Annotated in this window: 15 protein-coding genes and 1 pseudogene; 13 read left to right on the top strand and 3 right to left on the bottom strand. The window is 68.5% G+C overall.

Annotated elements, in window-relative coordinates; genetic code table 11:
• From A5646_RS16645 to A5646_RS16625, 5 genes and pseudogenes are all read left to right on the top strand, one after another.
• Window positions 1-604: pseudogene (locus A5646_RS16645) on the top strand (non-ribosomal peptide synthetase); the annotation flags it as partial.
• The gene (mbtG, locus tag A5646_RS16640; RefSeq protein ID WP_067022757.1) at window positions 601-1,887 is read left to right on the top strand and encodes an NADPH-dependent L-lysine N(6)-monooxygenase MbtG; all 1,287 of its coding nucleotides are present in this window, start codon (window positions 601-603) and stop codon (window positions 1,885-1,887) included. The pseudogene A5646_RS16645 and the gene mbtG, both read left to right, overlap by 4 nt.
• The gene (locus tag A5646_RS16635) at window positions 1,868-2,083 is read left to right on the top strand and encodes an MbtH family protein (RefSeq protein WP_067022754.1); all 216 of its coding nucleotides are present in this window, start codon (window positions 1,868-1,870) and stop codon (window positions 2,081-2,083) included. The genes mbtG and A5646_RS16635 overlap by 20 nt, the downstream gene beginning before the upstream one ends.
• Window positions 2,084-2,302: 219 nt before the next feature.
• Window positions 2,303-2,833: a hypothetical protein gene (locus A5646_RS16630; RefSeq protein ID WP_067022751.1), complete on the top strand. Its 531-nt coding sequence runs from the start codon at window positions 2,303-2,305 to the stop codon at window positions 2,831-2,833.
• 262 nt (window positions 2,834-3,095) lie between these two features.
• On the top strand, window positions 3,096-3,617 hold the full coding sequence (locus A5646_RS16625) for a hypothetical protein (RefSeq protein ID WP_066867777.1): 522 nt from the start codon (window positions 3,096-3,098) through the stop codon (window positions 3,615-3,617).
• Here A5646_RS16625 and A5646_RS16620 read toward each other — a convergent pair.
• The 3 genes from A5646_RS16620 to A5646_RS16610 form a co-directional block, all read right to left on the bottom strand.
• Window positions 3,611-4,498 (bottom strand): sigma-70 family RNA polymerase sigma factor, encoded by an 888-nt coding sequence (locus A5646_RS16620; RefSeq protein WP_066867774.1) that lies wholly within the window; start codon window positions 4,496-4,498, stop codon window positions 3,611-3,613. The genes A5646_RS16625 and A5646_RS16620 overlap by 7 nt on opposite strands.
• On the bottom strand, window positions 4,495-5,091 hold the full coding sequence (locus tag A5646_RS16615) for a carboxymuconolactone decarboxylase family protein (protein WP_067022749.1): 597 nt from the start codon (window positions 5,089-5,091) through the stop codon (window positions 4,495-4,497). Before A5646_RS16615 ends, A5646_RS16620 begins: the two co-directional genes overlap by 4 nt.
• An 83-nt stretch (window positions 5,092-5,174) precedes the next feature.
• The gene (locus A5646_RS16610; RefSeq protein WP_066867769.1) at window positions 5,175-5,489 is read right to left on the bottom strand and encodes a type II toxin-antitoxin system VapB family antitoxin; all 315 of its coding nucleotides are present in this window, start codon (window positions 5,487-5,489) and stop codon (window positions 5,175-5,177) included.
• Between the two features lie 214 nt (window positions 5,490-5,703).
• Here A5646_RS16610 and hrcA point away from each other — a divergent pair, with 214 nt between their 5' ends.
• Genes hrcA through era form a run of 8 tightly spaced genes read left to right on the top strand, consistent with a single transcriptional unit; the run spans window position 5,704 to window position 13,946 of the window.
• Entirely contained in the window at window positions 5,704-6,735 is a 1,032-nt protein-coding gene (hrcA, locus tag A5646_RS16605) for a heat-inducible transcriptional repressor HrcA (protein WP_066867767.1), read from the top strand.
• A 57-nt stretch (window positions 6,736-6,792) separates the two neighbouring features.
• Complete coding sequence (dnaJ, locus tag A5646_RS16600; RefSeq protein ID WP_067022746.1) at window positions 6,793-7,941, top strand: molecular chaperone DnaJ; 1,149 nt, start codon at window positions 6,793-6,795, stop codon at window positions 7,939-7,941.
• 23 nt (window positions 7,942-7,964) lie between these two features.
• A complete protein-coding gene (locus A5646_RS16595; protein WP_066869559.1) occupies window positions 7,965-8,813 on the top strand; it encodes a 16S rRNA (uracil(1498)-N(3))-methyltransferase in 849 nt (282 codons plus the stop codon).
• 56 nt (window positions 8,814-8,869) lie between these two features.
• The gene (locus A5646_RS16590; protein ID WP_066869562.1) at window positions 8,870-9,928 is read left to right on the top strand and encodes a PhoH family protein; all 1,059 of its coding nucleotides are present in this window, start codon (window positions 8,870-8,872) and stop codon (window positions 9,926-9,928) included.
• A gap of 20 nt (window positions 9,929-9,948) precedes the next feature.
• Window positions 9,949-10,482, top strand: a complete 534-nt coding sequence (gene ybeY / locus A5646_RS16585) for an rRNA maturation RNase YbeY (protein WP_066869564.1) — start codon at window positions 9,949-9,951, stop codon at window positions 10,480-10,482.
• 50 nt (window positions 10,483-10,532) lie between these two features.
• Window positions 10,533-11,747 carry a hypothetical protein gene (locus tag A5646_RS16580; protein WP_066869650.1) on the top strand — a complete coding sequence of 405 codons (1,215 nt, stop codon included), beginning with the start codon at window positions 10,533-10,535 and terminating at the stop codon, window positions 11,745-11,747.
• Entirely contained in the window at window positions 11,744-13,054 is a 1,311-nt protein-coding gene (locus A5646_RS16575) for a hemolysin family protein (protein ID WP_066869568.1), read from the top strand. The genes A5646_RS16580 and A5646_RS16575 overlap by 4 nt, the downstream gene beginning before the upstream one ends.
• Window positions 13,047-13,946: a GTPase Era gene (era, locus tag A5646_RS16570; protein WP_067022743.1), complete on the top strand. Its 900-nt coding sequence runs from the start codon at window positions 13,047-13,049 to the stop codon at window positions 13,944-13,946. Before A5646_RS16575 ends, era begins: the two co-directional genes overlap by 8 nt.
• Window positions 13,947-13,987: the final 41 nt, after the last annotated feature.

The raw sequence follows: 13,987 nt of genomic DNA, 5'->3' as shown, positions 1-13,987 counted from the left end.
TGGTCTGCCGTTGCCCACGCTGCTGGTCACCGCCACCGCGGCGACGGTGACCCGCTGGCGCGAGCTGCGCGGCCAGCCCACCCCGCCACCGCTGCTGGCGCTCGAAACACACGGCCGCGCAGACGGTTTGGTTGACGGCCCGGGCGCACACACCATCGACACCAGCGACACCGTCGGGCTGCTCAGCTCCATCTACCCGGTGAGGCTGGACTCGACCGACCCGCGCAGGGTGGGGGAGCAGCTGGCTTCCATCCCCGGCGACGGACTCGACTACGGGTTGCTGCGCTACCTGCGGGCCGACACCGCCGAGCGGCTCGCCGGCTTCCGGCCCCCGCAACTGCTGCTGAATTACCTCGGCGCCGCCCACGCCGACGGCGGCACGGGGCTGCGGCTCGAACGCGAGCTGCTCGCCGGCGCGTCGCCGGTGCCGGAGCCGGAGCTGGCCGTGCGTCATGAGCTCACCATCGCGGCGATGGTGCTGACCTTTGACGGGGAGCGGGTGCTGGCCGCGCAGTGGCGCGCACTGCCCGACATTCTCGATGGCTCCGATATTGCTGCGCTGCAAGAGCTTTGGATCGAATCACTGCGGGAGATGGTGAAATGAGCACACTGGCGATCGTGGGGGCCGGCGCCAAGGCGGTGGCCGTCGCGGCCAAGGCCTTCGCGTTGCGCGAGATGGGCGTCGAGGTTCCCGACGTGGTGGCCGTGGAGCGGATCGGTGTCGCGGCGAACTGGCAGGCCAGCGGCGGATGGACCGACGGCGCGCACCGGCTCGGTACCAGCCCGGAAAAGGACGTCGGGTTTCCCTACCGCTCGGCGCTGGTGCCGCGCCGCAACGCCGAACTCGACGAGCGGATGACCCGGTACAGCTGGCAGTCCTATCTGATCGCCACGGCATCGTTCGCCGAGTGGATCGATCGTGGCAGGCCGGCACCGACGCATCGCCGGTGGAGCCAGTACCTGAGTTGGGTCGCCGACCACGTGGGCATGAATGTGGTGCACGGTGACGTCGAACGACTGGCGATCACCGGTGACCGCTGGGCGCTGCACACACACGAAACCACCGTGCACGCCGATGCCCTGATGATCACCGGCCCCGGCCAGGCCGAAAAGTCCTTGCTGCCCGGCAATCCGCGCATGCTGTCGATCGCCCAGTTCTGGGACCGCGCCGCCAATCACGACCGGATCAATGCGGAGCGGGTGGCGGTGATCGGCGGTGGCGAGACGGCCGCGGCGATGCTCTATGAGCTGTTCCGCCACCGGGTTTCGAGCATCACCGTGATCTCCCCGCAGGCCACGTTGTTCACCCGCGGCGAGGGATTCTTCGAGAACTCGCTGTTCTCCGATCCCACCAACTGGCCGGCCCTGACCCTGGCCGAACGCCGCGACGCGTTGGCCCGCACCGACCGTGGGGTGTTCTCGTCCAACGTGCAGGAGGCGTTGCTGGCCGACGATCGCATCCACCACCTGCGTGGCCGCGTCGCCCACGCGGTCGGCAAGGAGGGGCAGATCCGGTTGACGCTGTCCACCAACCGCGGCAGTGAGAACTTCGAAACGGTACACGGGTTCGATCTCGTCATCGACGGCTCCGGCGCCGACTCGCTTTGGTTCGCATCGTTATTCAGCCAGGACGCGCTTGATCTGCTGGAACTCGGCCTTGGTGGGCCCCTGACCTCGGAGCGACTGCAGGAGGCGATAGGTTATGACCTGGCCGTCACCGACGTGACACCCAAGTTGTTCCTGCCGAACCTGTCCGGGCTCACCCAGGGGCCCGGGTTTCCCAACCTGAGCTGCCTTGGCCTGCTGTCCGATCGGGTGTTGGGATCCACCGTCAGCCCGTCCAAGTATCCCGTGAGAAGGAGACACGATGAGCGCCAACCCCTTTGATGACGAGAACGCGACATTCGTGGTTCTGGTCAACGACGAGGACCAGCACAGCCTGTGGCCGACCTTCGCCGACACACCGGCCGGCTGGCGGGTGGCGTTCGGGGCAGCAAGCCGCGCGGATTGCCTGCAGTACGTCGAACAGAACTGGTCGGACATCCGGCCCAAGAGCTTGATCGAAACGCTCGCCGCGGAGTAACCGGCCGCGTGCCTGCAGCGCCAAAACCCACTTGCGGCACAGGCCATTTAGCGTGTTTTCACACGTCGCGACCGTAGCGTCGTCGTAACGTGACCGACCCGAGACACAAAATCCCAAGTCACAGGGCACACTTACACCATCTTCAACCATGGAGACGTGTGACCGTGTGCGGCCATCCGCAGGATTCCGCCACGGTCCATGTGCATCGAAGGGGGACCTGTGAAATCCGTGAAGTCCATTGCCACGGGCGTGGCGGCCCTGACCGCCATTGGCGGCGCCGCCGCCGGCGTGGCTTCCATTGCAGCACCGATGGATCATGTGCAGTTGGCGGCCGTCGGCGCGCCACTGCCGCAGGATCCGCCGCCGCCTCCGCCCCCGCCGCCGGGCGCGCCGGGGCAGCTGCCGACGGCTGACCAGCTGGCCAACCTGTGCACCCAAGTAACCGACCCCGGCGTCAACTACCGGGACAAGAACAACCTCGTCGAAAACGGCATCCCTCAAAACGAGGGCATGGTGGCCGACCACGACCTGCGGAAGGCCTACCGCAACGGGAACTTCCCCGAGCAGTTCAACGTGACGAACATCGCGCCGGCGGGGCCGAACCTGGCCCAGGCCGACGTCGGCATCACCGGCCCGAAGTTCGCCGGGCCGGTCAACAAGCACCTGGTGTTCGTCAACCAGGGCGGCAACTGGGTCTTGCAGCACGACGCGGCGATCGCGCTGATCCAGGCGGCGACCGCAACGAACTAAGACACCGACGACATCGCCGAACCCCATGCGCCCCGCAACGCAGGCGCATGGGGTTTGGCATATCGGGCCCACGGCGGACGCCCCCGCACAGCCGGCACACAGTCTTCTCCTGTTGCCCGCACATCGGATGGCCGTAACGTATCGGTGCCGAGACACGAAATAACAAACGCAACGGGCACGCTGACACCGTCCACACCGCCACGAACCGGCGTTGCGGATCGCCAACCCTGCGTCGACATTCGTGCCCACCGAAGGGGGAACCATGAAGATCGTCAAAACCATCGCCACCGGGGTGGCAGCCCTGGCCATCGTCGGGGGCGTTGCCGCCGGCGTCGCCTCCACCGCAACCCCGAGTGCGCTGGCCGCCGGGGTGCGGCTCGCCACTGTCGGCGCGCCGCTTCCGCAGGACCCGCCACCGGCGCAGCCCGTCGCGGGCGCCAACCTGCCGACTCCCGATCAGCTGACCGGCGTGCTCACCAGCCTCGCCGACCCGAGTGTCCCGTTCGCCAACAAGAGCAATCTGGTGCAGGGCGGCATCAGCGGGATCGAAGCGCACGTCGCCGACAAGAAGCTGCAGAAGGCGGCGAAGAACGGCGACCTGCCGCTGTCGTTCGACGTCACGAACATCCAGCCGGCCGCGGCCGGTTCGGCCACGGCCGACGTTGCGGTCTCCGGCCCGAAGCTGACGTCGCCGGTCACGCAGAACGTCACGTTCGTCAACCAGGGCGGCTGGGTGCTGTCGCGGTCGTCGGCGATGGAGTTGTTGCAGGCCGCCGGTCAGTGACCCGCGCGTAACGCGCTCAGGTCCAACCTGGCGATGCGGGCCGGATCCGCGAGCACGTCGATCGCGCGGATCCGGCCGCCGCGCACCACGAAGGCCATGACGGACGCCGCGCGGCCGGCGACGAAGATCACCGCGCCCGCGGCGCCGTTCACGGTCGCCGAACGGACCTCGCGCTCCGGCCCGGCGTAACCGCGGGCCAGCCCGGCCACCTGCTGCGCGCCCTCGGCGCGGAAGACGGCGGTGCGGGCACCGAAGTCACCACGCAACACCACGTCGGGATCGAGCACCGAAACCAGGCGGTCGAAGTCGCCGCTGCGCCCCGCCGCGAAGAACGCGTCGACCACCTCGCGTTGCGCGGCCACCGTGCCCTCGGGCGACGGATCGGCCTGCTCGATCCGGCGCCGCGCCCGGCTGGCCAGCTTGCGGGCCGCCTCCGGCGTCCGCTCGACGATGGCCGCGATCTGCTCGAACGGCACCCTGAAGACGTCGTGCAGCACGAACGCCAGCCGCTCGGCCGGCGGCAACGTATCCAGCACCACGAACAGCGCCAGCCCCACCGCGTCGGCCAGCATCGCGCGGTGCTCGGGGTCGGATTCGCCGTCCGCCTCCACGATCGGATCGGGCAGGCGGCCGAGATGTTCGTCGCGGCCCCGGGTTCGGCGGTCGCGCAACATGTTCAGGCAGATGCGCGCCACCACCGTGGTCAGCCAGGCGTCGAGATTGACGACGCCGTCCACGCCGGCGGTGCGGCTCAGGCGCAACCAGGCCTCCTGCACCGCGTCCTGGGCGTCGTCGATCGAGCCCAGCATGCGGTAAGCGACGGCGCCCAGCTGGGGCCGGGCCGCCTCGAAGCGTGCCGCCAGGGACGCATCCGCCGTCATCGGCGGTCGGTCTCGGGCAGGGCGCACACCCGGTCACCGGAGAAGCCCGACGACCCGATGTCGAGCGCGATGTTGAAGCGGGCGCGCAGGTTGCCCAGCGTGATGACGTGGGTCAAGCCGACCAGCTGGGCGGTATCGAAGTGCGCGCGCAGCGCATCGAAGAGCTCGTCGGTCACCGCGACGGGGGTACGGCTGATCGCGGTGGCGTACTGCAGGATCAGCTTGTCGACGTCGGAGAAGCACGGCGCACTCTGGTAGTTGGCCAGGGCCAGCAGCTCCTCGTCGGTGATGCCCCAGCGCCGGGCGATCTGAGAGCCGAGGTCGATGCAGTACTCGCAGCGCACCGTCGTCGCCGCTTTCAACTCGGCCAGCGCCCGCTGGCGCGGGGTGAGGACGTCGAGTTTCGACTCGGCCTGCTCCAACCTGCCGTAGGCGTTGAGCAGTCGCGGAATGTGCGCATACATCCGCAGCGGTTCCAGCATCGCCGCGGTTTCCAGCCCGGTCATCCGTGCGAGCTTGCGCCTCGTGAAAAAGAAGGCGATCTTGGCGCCGAGTCCGGCGTCGCGGTCGGAGACTCCTTGCAGCCGTGCCATGGCGGTCCTCCTGGCAAGTTGTGGCGGAAACCAACGTCCTTACCAGGTCGACACGCGGTGAGGCCCGAACGTGACCACTCGAATCACCTCGGTGGGTGCAGCGACATATCCATGTCATATACCCGCGCGTGCAGCACGGTGCGGTTCCGCAGCGCGGCGCGCACCGCGCGATGCAGGCCGTCCTCGAGATAGGTGATGCCCTTCCACCGCACCGCGTGCGGGAAGAGATCGCCGTAGAAGGTGGAGTCCTCGGAGAGCAGACGGTCCAGGGCGAGCACCGTTGTGGTGGTGACCAATTCGTCGAGCCGGATCTGCTGCGGCGGAATCTGCGACCAATCCCGATACGAGAGGTTGTGCTCGGGATACGGCTTGCCGTCGCGCACGCCCTTGAAGATCATCGGCCGACCCTTCCCGAATCGTTGCTCTGGCCCGACCGGTTCATTCTGGAAAGGCTAGCGGGACGCCGGTTGTTCCGGCGAGCAGACACAAAAGCACCCGAACGCGGACGGGCAGCGTGCTTTTGCGTCTGCTCGCGCTTCACCGGTGAGGTCGACGCCGCCCGGGCCCGTAAAATGAATCCGGTCAAGGCGGTATCGAAGGAGGTGGCGGCCGGTGGGAAGTGCCGATGACCGTCGGTTCGAGGTGCTGCGCGCCATCGTGGCCGACTTCGTCGCGACCAAAGAACCGATCGGTTCCAAGGCGTTGGTGGAGCGACATAACCTCGGCGTCTCGTCCGCCACCGTCCGCAACGACATGGCGGTGCTGGAGGCCGAGGGCTACATCACCCAGCCGCACACCAGTTCCGGACGGGTGCCCACCGAGAAGGGCTACCGCGAATTCGTCGACCGGCTCGACGACGTCAAGCCTCTGTCGTCGGCCGAACGGCGCGCGATCCAGAGCTTCCTCGAGTCCGGGGTCGACCTCGATGACGTCCTGCGCCGGGCGGTGCGGCTGCTGGCGCAACTGACCCGGCAGGTCGCCGTCGTGCAGTACCCCACGGCGTCGTCGTCCACCGTGCGCCATCTCGAGGTGATCGCCCTGACCCCGGCCCGGCTCCTGATGGTCGTCATCACCGACTCCGGCCGGGTCGACCAGCGGGTCGTCGAACTCGGTGACGTCATCGACGAGCACGAACTGGCCCAGCTGCGCGAGATGCTTGGCCAGGCGCTGGTGGGAAAGAAGCTGTCGGCCGCCTCGGTCGCGGTGGCCGACCTCGCCGGACAGCTGCGCAGCCCGGACGGCCTGGGTGACGCCGTCGGCCGGTCGGCGACGGTGTTGCTGGAATCCCTCGTCGAACACACCGAAGAGCGCCTGTTGTTGGGCGGTACCGCCAACCTGACCCGTAACGCGGCCGATTTCGGCGGCTCGTTGCGCTCCATCCTGGAGGCGCTGGAGGAGCAGGTGGTGGTGTTGCGGTTGCTGGCCGCCCAGCAGGAAGCCGGTAAGGTGACGGTGCGCATCGGCCACGAGACGGCCGCCGAGCAGATATTGGGCACCTCCGTGGTGACCACCGCCTACGGCACTTCCGACACCGTTTACGGGGGAATGGGTGTGCTGGGGCCCACCCGGATGGACTATCCGGGAACTATCGCCAGCGTTGCTGCGGTTGCCATGTATATCGGCGAAGTCCTGGGTGCTCGATGAACGCGCACCCGCAGGGTGGGTAGGCGCGGGGAAAGACCAGGTATAGGAGAGTCAAGCGTGGCACGCGATTACTACGGGCTGCTCGGCGTGAGCAGAAACGCCAGCGACGCGGAGATCAAGCGCGCGTACCGCAAGCTGGCGCGCGAACTGCATCCGGACGTCAACCCCGATGAGGCCGCGCAGGCGAAATTCAAGGAGATCAGCGTCGCCTACGAGGTGCTGAGCGACCCCGAGAAGCGGCGGATCGTCGACCTCGGCGGCGATCCGATGGAGAACGCGGCCGCGGCGGGCGGTGGTTTCGGCGCCGGATTCGGTGGCCTGGGCGACGTGTTCGAGGCCTTCTTCGGTGGCGGCTTCAGCGGCGGCGCGACCTCCCGCGGCCCGATCGGGCGGGTACGGCCGGGCTCGGACTCGCTGCTGCGCATGCGCCTCGACCTCGAAGAGTGCGCGACCGGCGTGACCAAGCAGGTCACCGTCGACACCGCGGTGCTCTGCGATCGATGCCAAGGCAAGGGCACCAACGGCGACTCCGCGCCGGTCCCGTGCGACACCTGCGGCGGTCGCGGCGAGGTGCAGACCGTGCAGCGCTCGCTGCTGGGCCAGGTGATGACGTCCCGGCCCTGCCCGACCTGCCGGGGCGTCGGCGTCGTCATCCCCGACCCGTGCCATCAATGCATGGGCGACGGCCGGGTGCGGGCCCGCCGCGAGATCAGCGTCAAGATCCCCGCGGGTGTCGGCGACGGCATGCGCGTGCGGCTCGCCGCCCAGGGTGAGGTCGGGCCCGGCGGCGGCCCGGCCGGCGACCTCTACGTCGAGGTCCACGAACAGCCCCACGACGTCTTCGTCCGCGAAGGCGACGATCTGCACTGCACGGTTTCGGTGCCGATGGTCGACGCGGCGCTGGGCGCCACCGTCACCGTCGACGCCATCTTGGACGGCGTCAGCGAAATCACCATCCCGCCCGGCACCCAACCGGCGTCGGTCATCACCCTGCGCGGCCACGGCATGCCGCACCTGCGCTCCGGCACCCGCGGCGATCTGCATGTGCACGTCGAGGTCGTCGTTCCGGCCCGGCTGGACCACCGCGACACCGAACTGCTGCGCGAGTTCAAGACCCGCCGCAACCGCGACGTGCCCGAGGTCCGCTCGACGCACGCCGGGGGCGGCTTGTTCAGCCGGCTGCGCGAAACCTTCACCGGACGCTAGCGGGGAGCCGCGAAGGCGCGCACATGGTCGCGACCCTGTTCTACCTCGACGATCTGCCCGAGCCCGGCTCGCTGGCCGTGCTGGGCGGTGACGAGGGTTTCCACGCCGCGACCGTGCGGCGCATCCGCCCCGGCGAGCGGCTGGTGCTGGGCGACGGCGCCGGGGCCCTGGCCCACTGCGAGGTCGAGCACGCCGGGCGCGACGGGCTGCGCGCGCGGGTGCTCGAACGCTGGACCGTTCCCCCGGGATCCCCGCGGGTGACGGTGGTCCAGGCGCTGCCGAAGTCGGAGCGCTCGGAGCTGGCCATCGAGTTGGCCACCGAAGCGGGCGCCGACGCGTTCCTGGCCTGGCATGCCGCGCGGTGCGTGGCCAACTGGCAGGGCAACCGGGTCGACAAGGGTTTGCGGCGATGGCGTGCCGTCGCCCGGTCGGCGGCCCGCCAATCCCGTCGGGCGCACATCCCGCCGGTCGATGGCGTGCTGTCCACCGCCGAGCTGACCCGGCGGATCCGCGACGAGGTAGCCGCCGGCGCGACGGCGCTCGCCCTGCACGAGTCGGCCACCGACCGGCTCGCGGATGTCGGGCTGGCTCAAGCGGAATCGCTGCTGCTGGTGGTCGGTCCGGAAGGCGGCATCGCGGAAGACGAGATGGCGGCGCTGTCCGAGGCGGGCGCGACGGCGGTGCGGCTCGGGCCCCAGGTGCTGCGGACGTCGAGCGCCGCGGCGGTCGCGCTGGGCGCCCTCGGCGTGCTGACCCCGAGGTGGGACCAGCGCAGCGACGTTCCGGCAAACGGCCACACGCTGCGGGTTCGCGACACCGACCCGACGTCGAGTACGTTGCTGAACGCTGACCAATCCGGGCCCTCGGCGTAGACTGAGACGGCCCAGCAACCCACCGACAAGCCGAGAAAGCAGGCATCGAGAGCCACGTGACGCCCCGCGAGACCAGCGCTGCTGACGCAGCCGGAGCCGTCCCGACCTCTGCTCAGGTTCGCAGCAGCATCGACGTTCCGCCCGATGTCGTGATGGGCTTGTTGGGTTCGGCCGACCAAAACCTGCGGGCCCTCGAGCGCAGCCTGAAAGCCGACCTGCACGTGCGTGGCAACGCGGTCACCGTCGCGGGTGAACCCGCCGACGTCGCGCTCGCCGAGCGGGTGATCTCCGAGCTGGTCGCCATCGTCGCCGGCGGTCAGCCGTTGACCCCGGAGGTGGTTCGCCACAGCGTCGCCATGTTGGCCGGCACCGACAACGAGTCACCGGCCGAAGTGCTGACGCTGGACATCCTGTCGCGGCGGGGAAAGACCATCCGGCCCAAGACGCTCAACCAGAAGCGCTACGTCGACGCCATCGACGCCAACACCATCGTCTTCGGGGTCGGCCCGGCCGGCACCGGCAAGACCTATCTGGCGATGGCCAAGGCGGTCAACGCGCTGCAGACCAAACAGGTCAGCCGCATCATCCTGACCCGCCCGGCCGTGGAAGCCGGTGAGCGCCTTGGCTTTTTGCCCGGCACCCTAAGCGAGAAGATCGATCCGTATCTGCGGCCGCTGTATGACGCGCTCTACGACATGATGGATCCCGAACTGATCCCCAAACTGATGACCGCCGGGGTCATCGAGGTGGCGCCGCTGGCCTACATGCGGGGACGCACGCTGAACTCCGCGTTCATCGTCCTCGACGAGGCGCAGAACACCACCGCCGAGCAGATGAAGATGTTCCTCACCCGGCTCGGCTTCGGATCCAAGATCGTCGTCACCGGCGACATCACCCAGGTCGACCTGCCGGGCGGCGCCAAGTCGGGCCTGCGCTCGGCGATGGAAATCCTGGACAGCGTCGATGACATCCATGTTGCGGAGCTGACCAGCGTGGACGTGGTTCGCCACCGGCTGGTCTCCGAGATCGTCGACGCCTATGCGAAATTTGACGAGCCCGGCCTGACATTGAACCGGGCGGCGCGGCGGGCGACGGGCTCGCGCGGTCGTCGATGATGGTGCGGTGAGCGGATTTCATGAGCATTGAGGTATCCAACGAATCGGGTATCGACGTCTCCGAGGCCGAACTGATCAGCGTCGCGCGGTTCGTCATCGCCAAGATGGACGTCAATCCGGCGGCCGAGCTGTCGATGGTGCTGCTGGACACCGCCGCGATGGCGGACCTGCACATGCGCTGGATGGACCTGCCCGGCCCGACGGACGTGATGAGCTTTCCGATGGACGAGCTCGAGCCGGGCGGGCGTCCGGACGCCCCCGAGCCGGGGCCCTCGATGCTGGGCGACATCGTGCTGTGCCCGGAATTCGCGGCCGGCCAGGCCGCCTCGGCGGGGCACAGCCTGGGGCACGAGCTGGCGCTACTGACCATCCACGGGGTGCTGCATCTGATCGGCTACGACCACGGCGAGCCGGACGAGGAAAAGGAGATGTTCGCCCTGCAGGACCGGTTGCTCGAAGAGTGGGTCGCCGAGCAGGTCGAGGCCTACCACCAGGACCGCCAATCCGAACGCGACCGCCGATTGCTCGACAAGTCAAGGTATTTCGACCATTGAGGCCACTTCGCATCCTGGCGGCCGCCGCCATCGCCTTCGCACCGCTGTCGATGGTGGTCACCACCAACGCTTCGGTGGCGCAGGCGGCCCCGTGCGCGGGCGCCGGATCGAACCCGGATTCCTGCCAGCACTGCATGTTCTACGTGAACGCCTATCACACCGCGAACGTGTGCAACGAGGATCGCCGCGGGGTCCAGGGACCCCCGAGCAACGCGCCCACGCCGGTGCCGGAAGTTCCCATCCCGGCGTACGAGCCGCCCCCGATGCCGCCGCCGGCGCACAACCCACTGGTCCTCCCGCCGCCCAACGCGGGTCAAAACGTCCCGGTGCTGGACATCCCGCCGCCGGGCCCCGACGCGCCGCGCAACGCACCGGTCGTGGCGCCGCCGCGCGGGCTGGACGCGCCCTCGCTGGCGATCGCGGCGGCCAAGGCCGCACCCGTGGCGCGGGTCGATCCCGCCAACCCCCCGAAACCGCCGACCCAGGTGGACTTCAACCAGCGGGTGCAGAACGTCGTGAGTTCGCACCGGGAGAACGTCGACATTCTCAAGGTGGATGATCAGAAGTTCGTCCGGCCGCGCCATTGGGACTACCTCGACTACGACGACTCCTATCGCCGCCCGACCATCTACAACCCGCTCAACCAGCCGATCACGTTCCGCTACTTCTACAACGGCGCCTATCAGGAGGCGTACCTGCCGCGCGGAGGCCGGATGGTGCTCGACGCCGCGACCGTCGGCGTCGTCCCGTTCACCGCGGTGGGTGACAGTTACGTGGCCGCGGGCAGCTTCTATGGCGGGGGCTCAATTCCGTTGAACGGCTACAACGGTCCGCCGCCGCCCGACTACAAGCCGCCGGCGCCGCCGAAGCTGTACGAGAACGTCACGGTGTTCGTTCCCGCCAAGGGCGAGACCGTGGAGGTGGGCCACGTGTCGGTGGTGGGTCACGACGGGAGTCAACCCGCGGGCGGCCAGGACACCTTCCTGCTCGACGACTCCACCCTGGCCTTCGGGCAGATCGACAACACCAGCAGCGCGCCCGCCCAGATCAGGGTGATCAAGACCCAGCCCACGCCGGGCGTCGGGCCGACCGACGATGGCAGCTTCCTGGTGTTGCTGGCCGTGCATCATCAGGAGCCCGGTCAGCCCAATCAGTCCGGATGGACTTTGGCGCTGCGCTTCGGGGGGTTCGCGGTGGTGGTCGGCCTGGTCGCCTGGCTGCTCGCTCGCCGGAGCCGGGCCGAGGAGCAGAACGCTGATTCATGACCGGCTGGTCTGAGCTGCTCGGTGCAGTCGCGCTGATCGCGCTCGGCGGACTGTTCGCGGCGATCGATGCGGCCATCAGCACGGTGTCGCTGGCCCGGGTTCAGGAGTTGGTGCGCGACGAGCGGCCCGGCGCGGTGGCCCTGTCCAAGGTCATGTCCGAACGGCCCCGCTACATCAACCTGGTGGTGTTGCTGCGGATCACCTGCGAGATCACGGCGACCGTGCTGCTGGTGGTGTTCCTCTACGACAACTTCGGGCTCAGGTGGGGGCTGTTCGGCGCCGCCGCCATCATGGTGGTCACCAGCTTCGTCGTGATGGGCGTGGGACCGCGTACCCTCGGCCGTCAGAACGCCTACTCCATTGCGCTGACGACGGTCCTTCCGCTGCAGGCAATTTCGTGGCTGCTGATGCCGATCAGCCGCCTGCTGGTGGTGCTGGGTAATGCGGTGACGCCCGGCCGTGGCCTGCGCAACGGCCCGTTCGCCTCCGAGATCGAGTTGCGTGAAGTCGTCGACCTGGCGCAGCAGCGCGGCGTGGTGGCCGCCGAGGAGCGGCGGATGATCCAGTCGGTCTTCGAACTCGGTGACACCCCGGCCCGCGAGGTGATGGTGCCGCGCACCGAGATGATCTGGATCGAAAGCGACAAGTTCGCCAGCCAGGCCATCAACCTGGCGGTGCGCAGTGGGCATTCCCGCATCCCGGTCATCGGCGAAAACGTCGACGACATCGTGGGCGTCGTGTACCTGAAAGACCTTGTCCAGCAGACGGTTCTGTCCGGTGACGGCGGCCGCACCCCGCCGGTGTCGAAGGTGATGCGGCCGGCCGTCTTCGTGCCGGACTCCAAGCCGTTGGACTCGCTGCTGCGGGAAATGCAGCGCGACCGCAACCACATGGCCCTGCTCGTCGACGAGTACGGCGCGATCGCCGGCCTGGTCACCATCGAAGACGTGCTGGAGGAAATCGTCGGCGAGATCGCCGACGAGTACGACCAGGCGGAGACGGCGCCGATAGAAGACCTGGGCGACAAGCACTTCCGGGTGTCGGCGCGGTTGCCGATCGAGGACCTGGGCGAGCTGTACGGGGTGGAGTTCGACGACGATTTCGACGTCGACACGGTGGGCGGCCTGCTCGCCCTCGAGCTGGGCCGGGTGCCGCTGCCGGGCGCCGAGGTGGTCTCGCACGGTCTGCGGCTGCAGGCCGAAGGCGGCACCGATCACCGGGGTCGGGTGCGGATCAATACCGTGCTGCTCAGCCCGATCGAATCCGACGGTTCATCCGATGGCGAGGAATCCGAGCAGCATGACTGAATTCCGTTCCGGCTTCGTATGTTTGGTGGGCCGTCCGAACACCGGCAAATCGACGCTGACGAACGCGCTCGTCGGGACCAAGGTCGCGATCACCTCGATGCGGCCGCAGACCACCCGGCACACCATCCGCGGCATCGTGCACCGCGACGACTTCCAGATCATCCTGGTCGACACGCCGGGCCTGCATCGGCCGCGCACCCTGCTGGGCAAGCGACTCAACGATCTGGTACGCGATACCTATTCCGAAGTCGACGTGATCGGGCTGTGCATCCCGGCCGACGAAGCGATCGGTCCGGGCGACCGGTGGATCGTCGAACAGATCCGCGCGACCGCGCCGAAGACGACGCTGGTCGCGATCGTCACCAAGATCGACAAGACGCCCAGAGACCGGGTGGCCGCGCAGCTGGTGGCGGTCAGCGAGTTGGTGGGTGACTCGGCGGAGATCGTGCCGGTGTCGGCCGTCACCGGGGCGCAGGTCGACATCCTGATCGACGTGCTGGCCACGGCGCTGCCGCCCGGCCCGGCGTACTACCCCGACGGTGAGCTGACCGACGAACCCGAAGAGGTCCTGATGGCCGAGCTCATCCGGGAGGCCGCCCTCGAGGGCGTGCGCGACGAACTGCCGCATTCGTTGGCGGTGGTCATCGACGAAGTCAACCCGCGGGAGGACCGCGACGACCTGATCGACGTGCATGCCCTGCTCTACGTCGAACGCGACAGCCAGAAGGGAATCGTCATCGGCAAGGGCGGTGCCCGGCTGCGGGAGGTGGGCACCGCCGCGCGTGCCCAGATCGAAAAGTTGTTGGGGACAAAGGTTTACCTCGATCTGCGGGTCAAGGTTGCCAAGAACTGGCAGAGCGACCCCAAACAGCTTGGTCGGCTGGGCTTTTAGCGATCGCACGCGACGGCGTCGCCCGCGGTCGCCGGACCAAG

The sequence above is a fragment of the Mycobacterium sp. 1245499.0 genome (genome assembly GCF_001673615.1).
In the GTDB taxonomy this organism is placed as follows: Bacteria; Actinomycetota; Actinomycetes; order Mycobacteriales; family Mycobacteriaceae; genus Mycobacterium; species Mycobacterium europaeum_A.
This window is presented reverse-complemented; position numbering and strand designations above follow the sequence as displayed.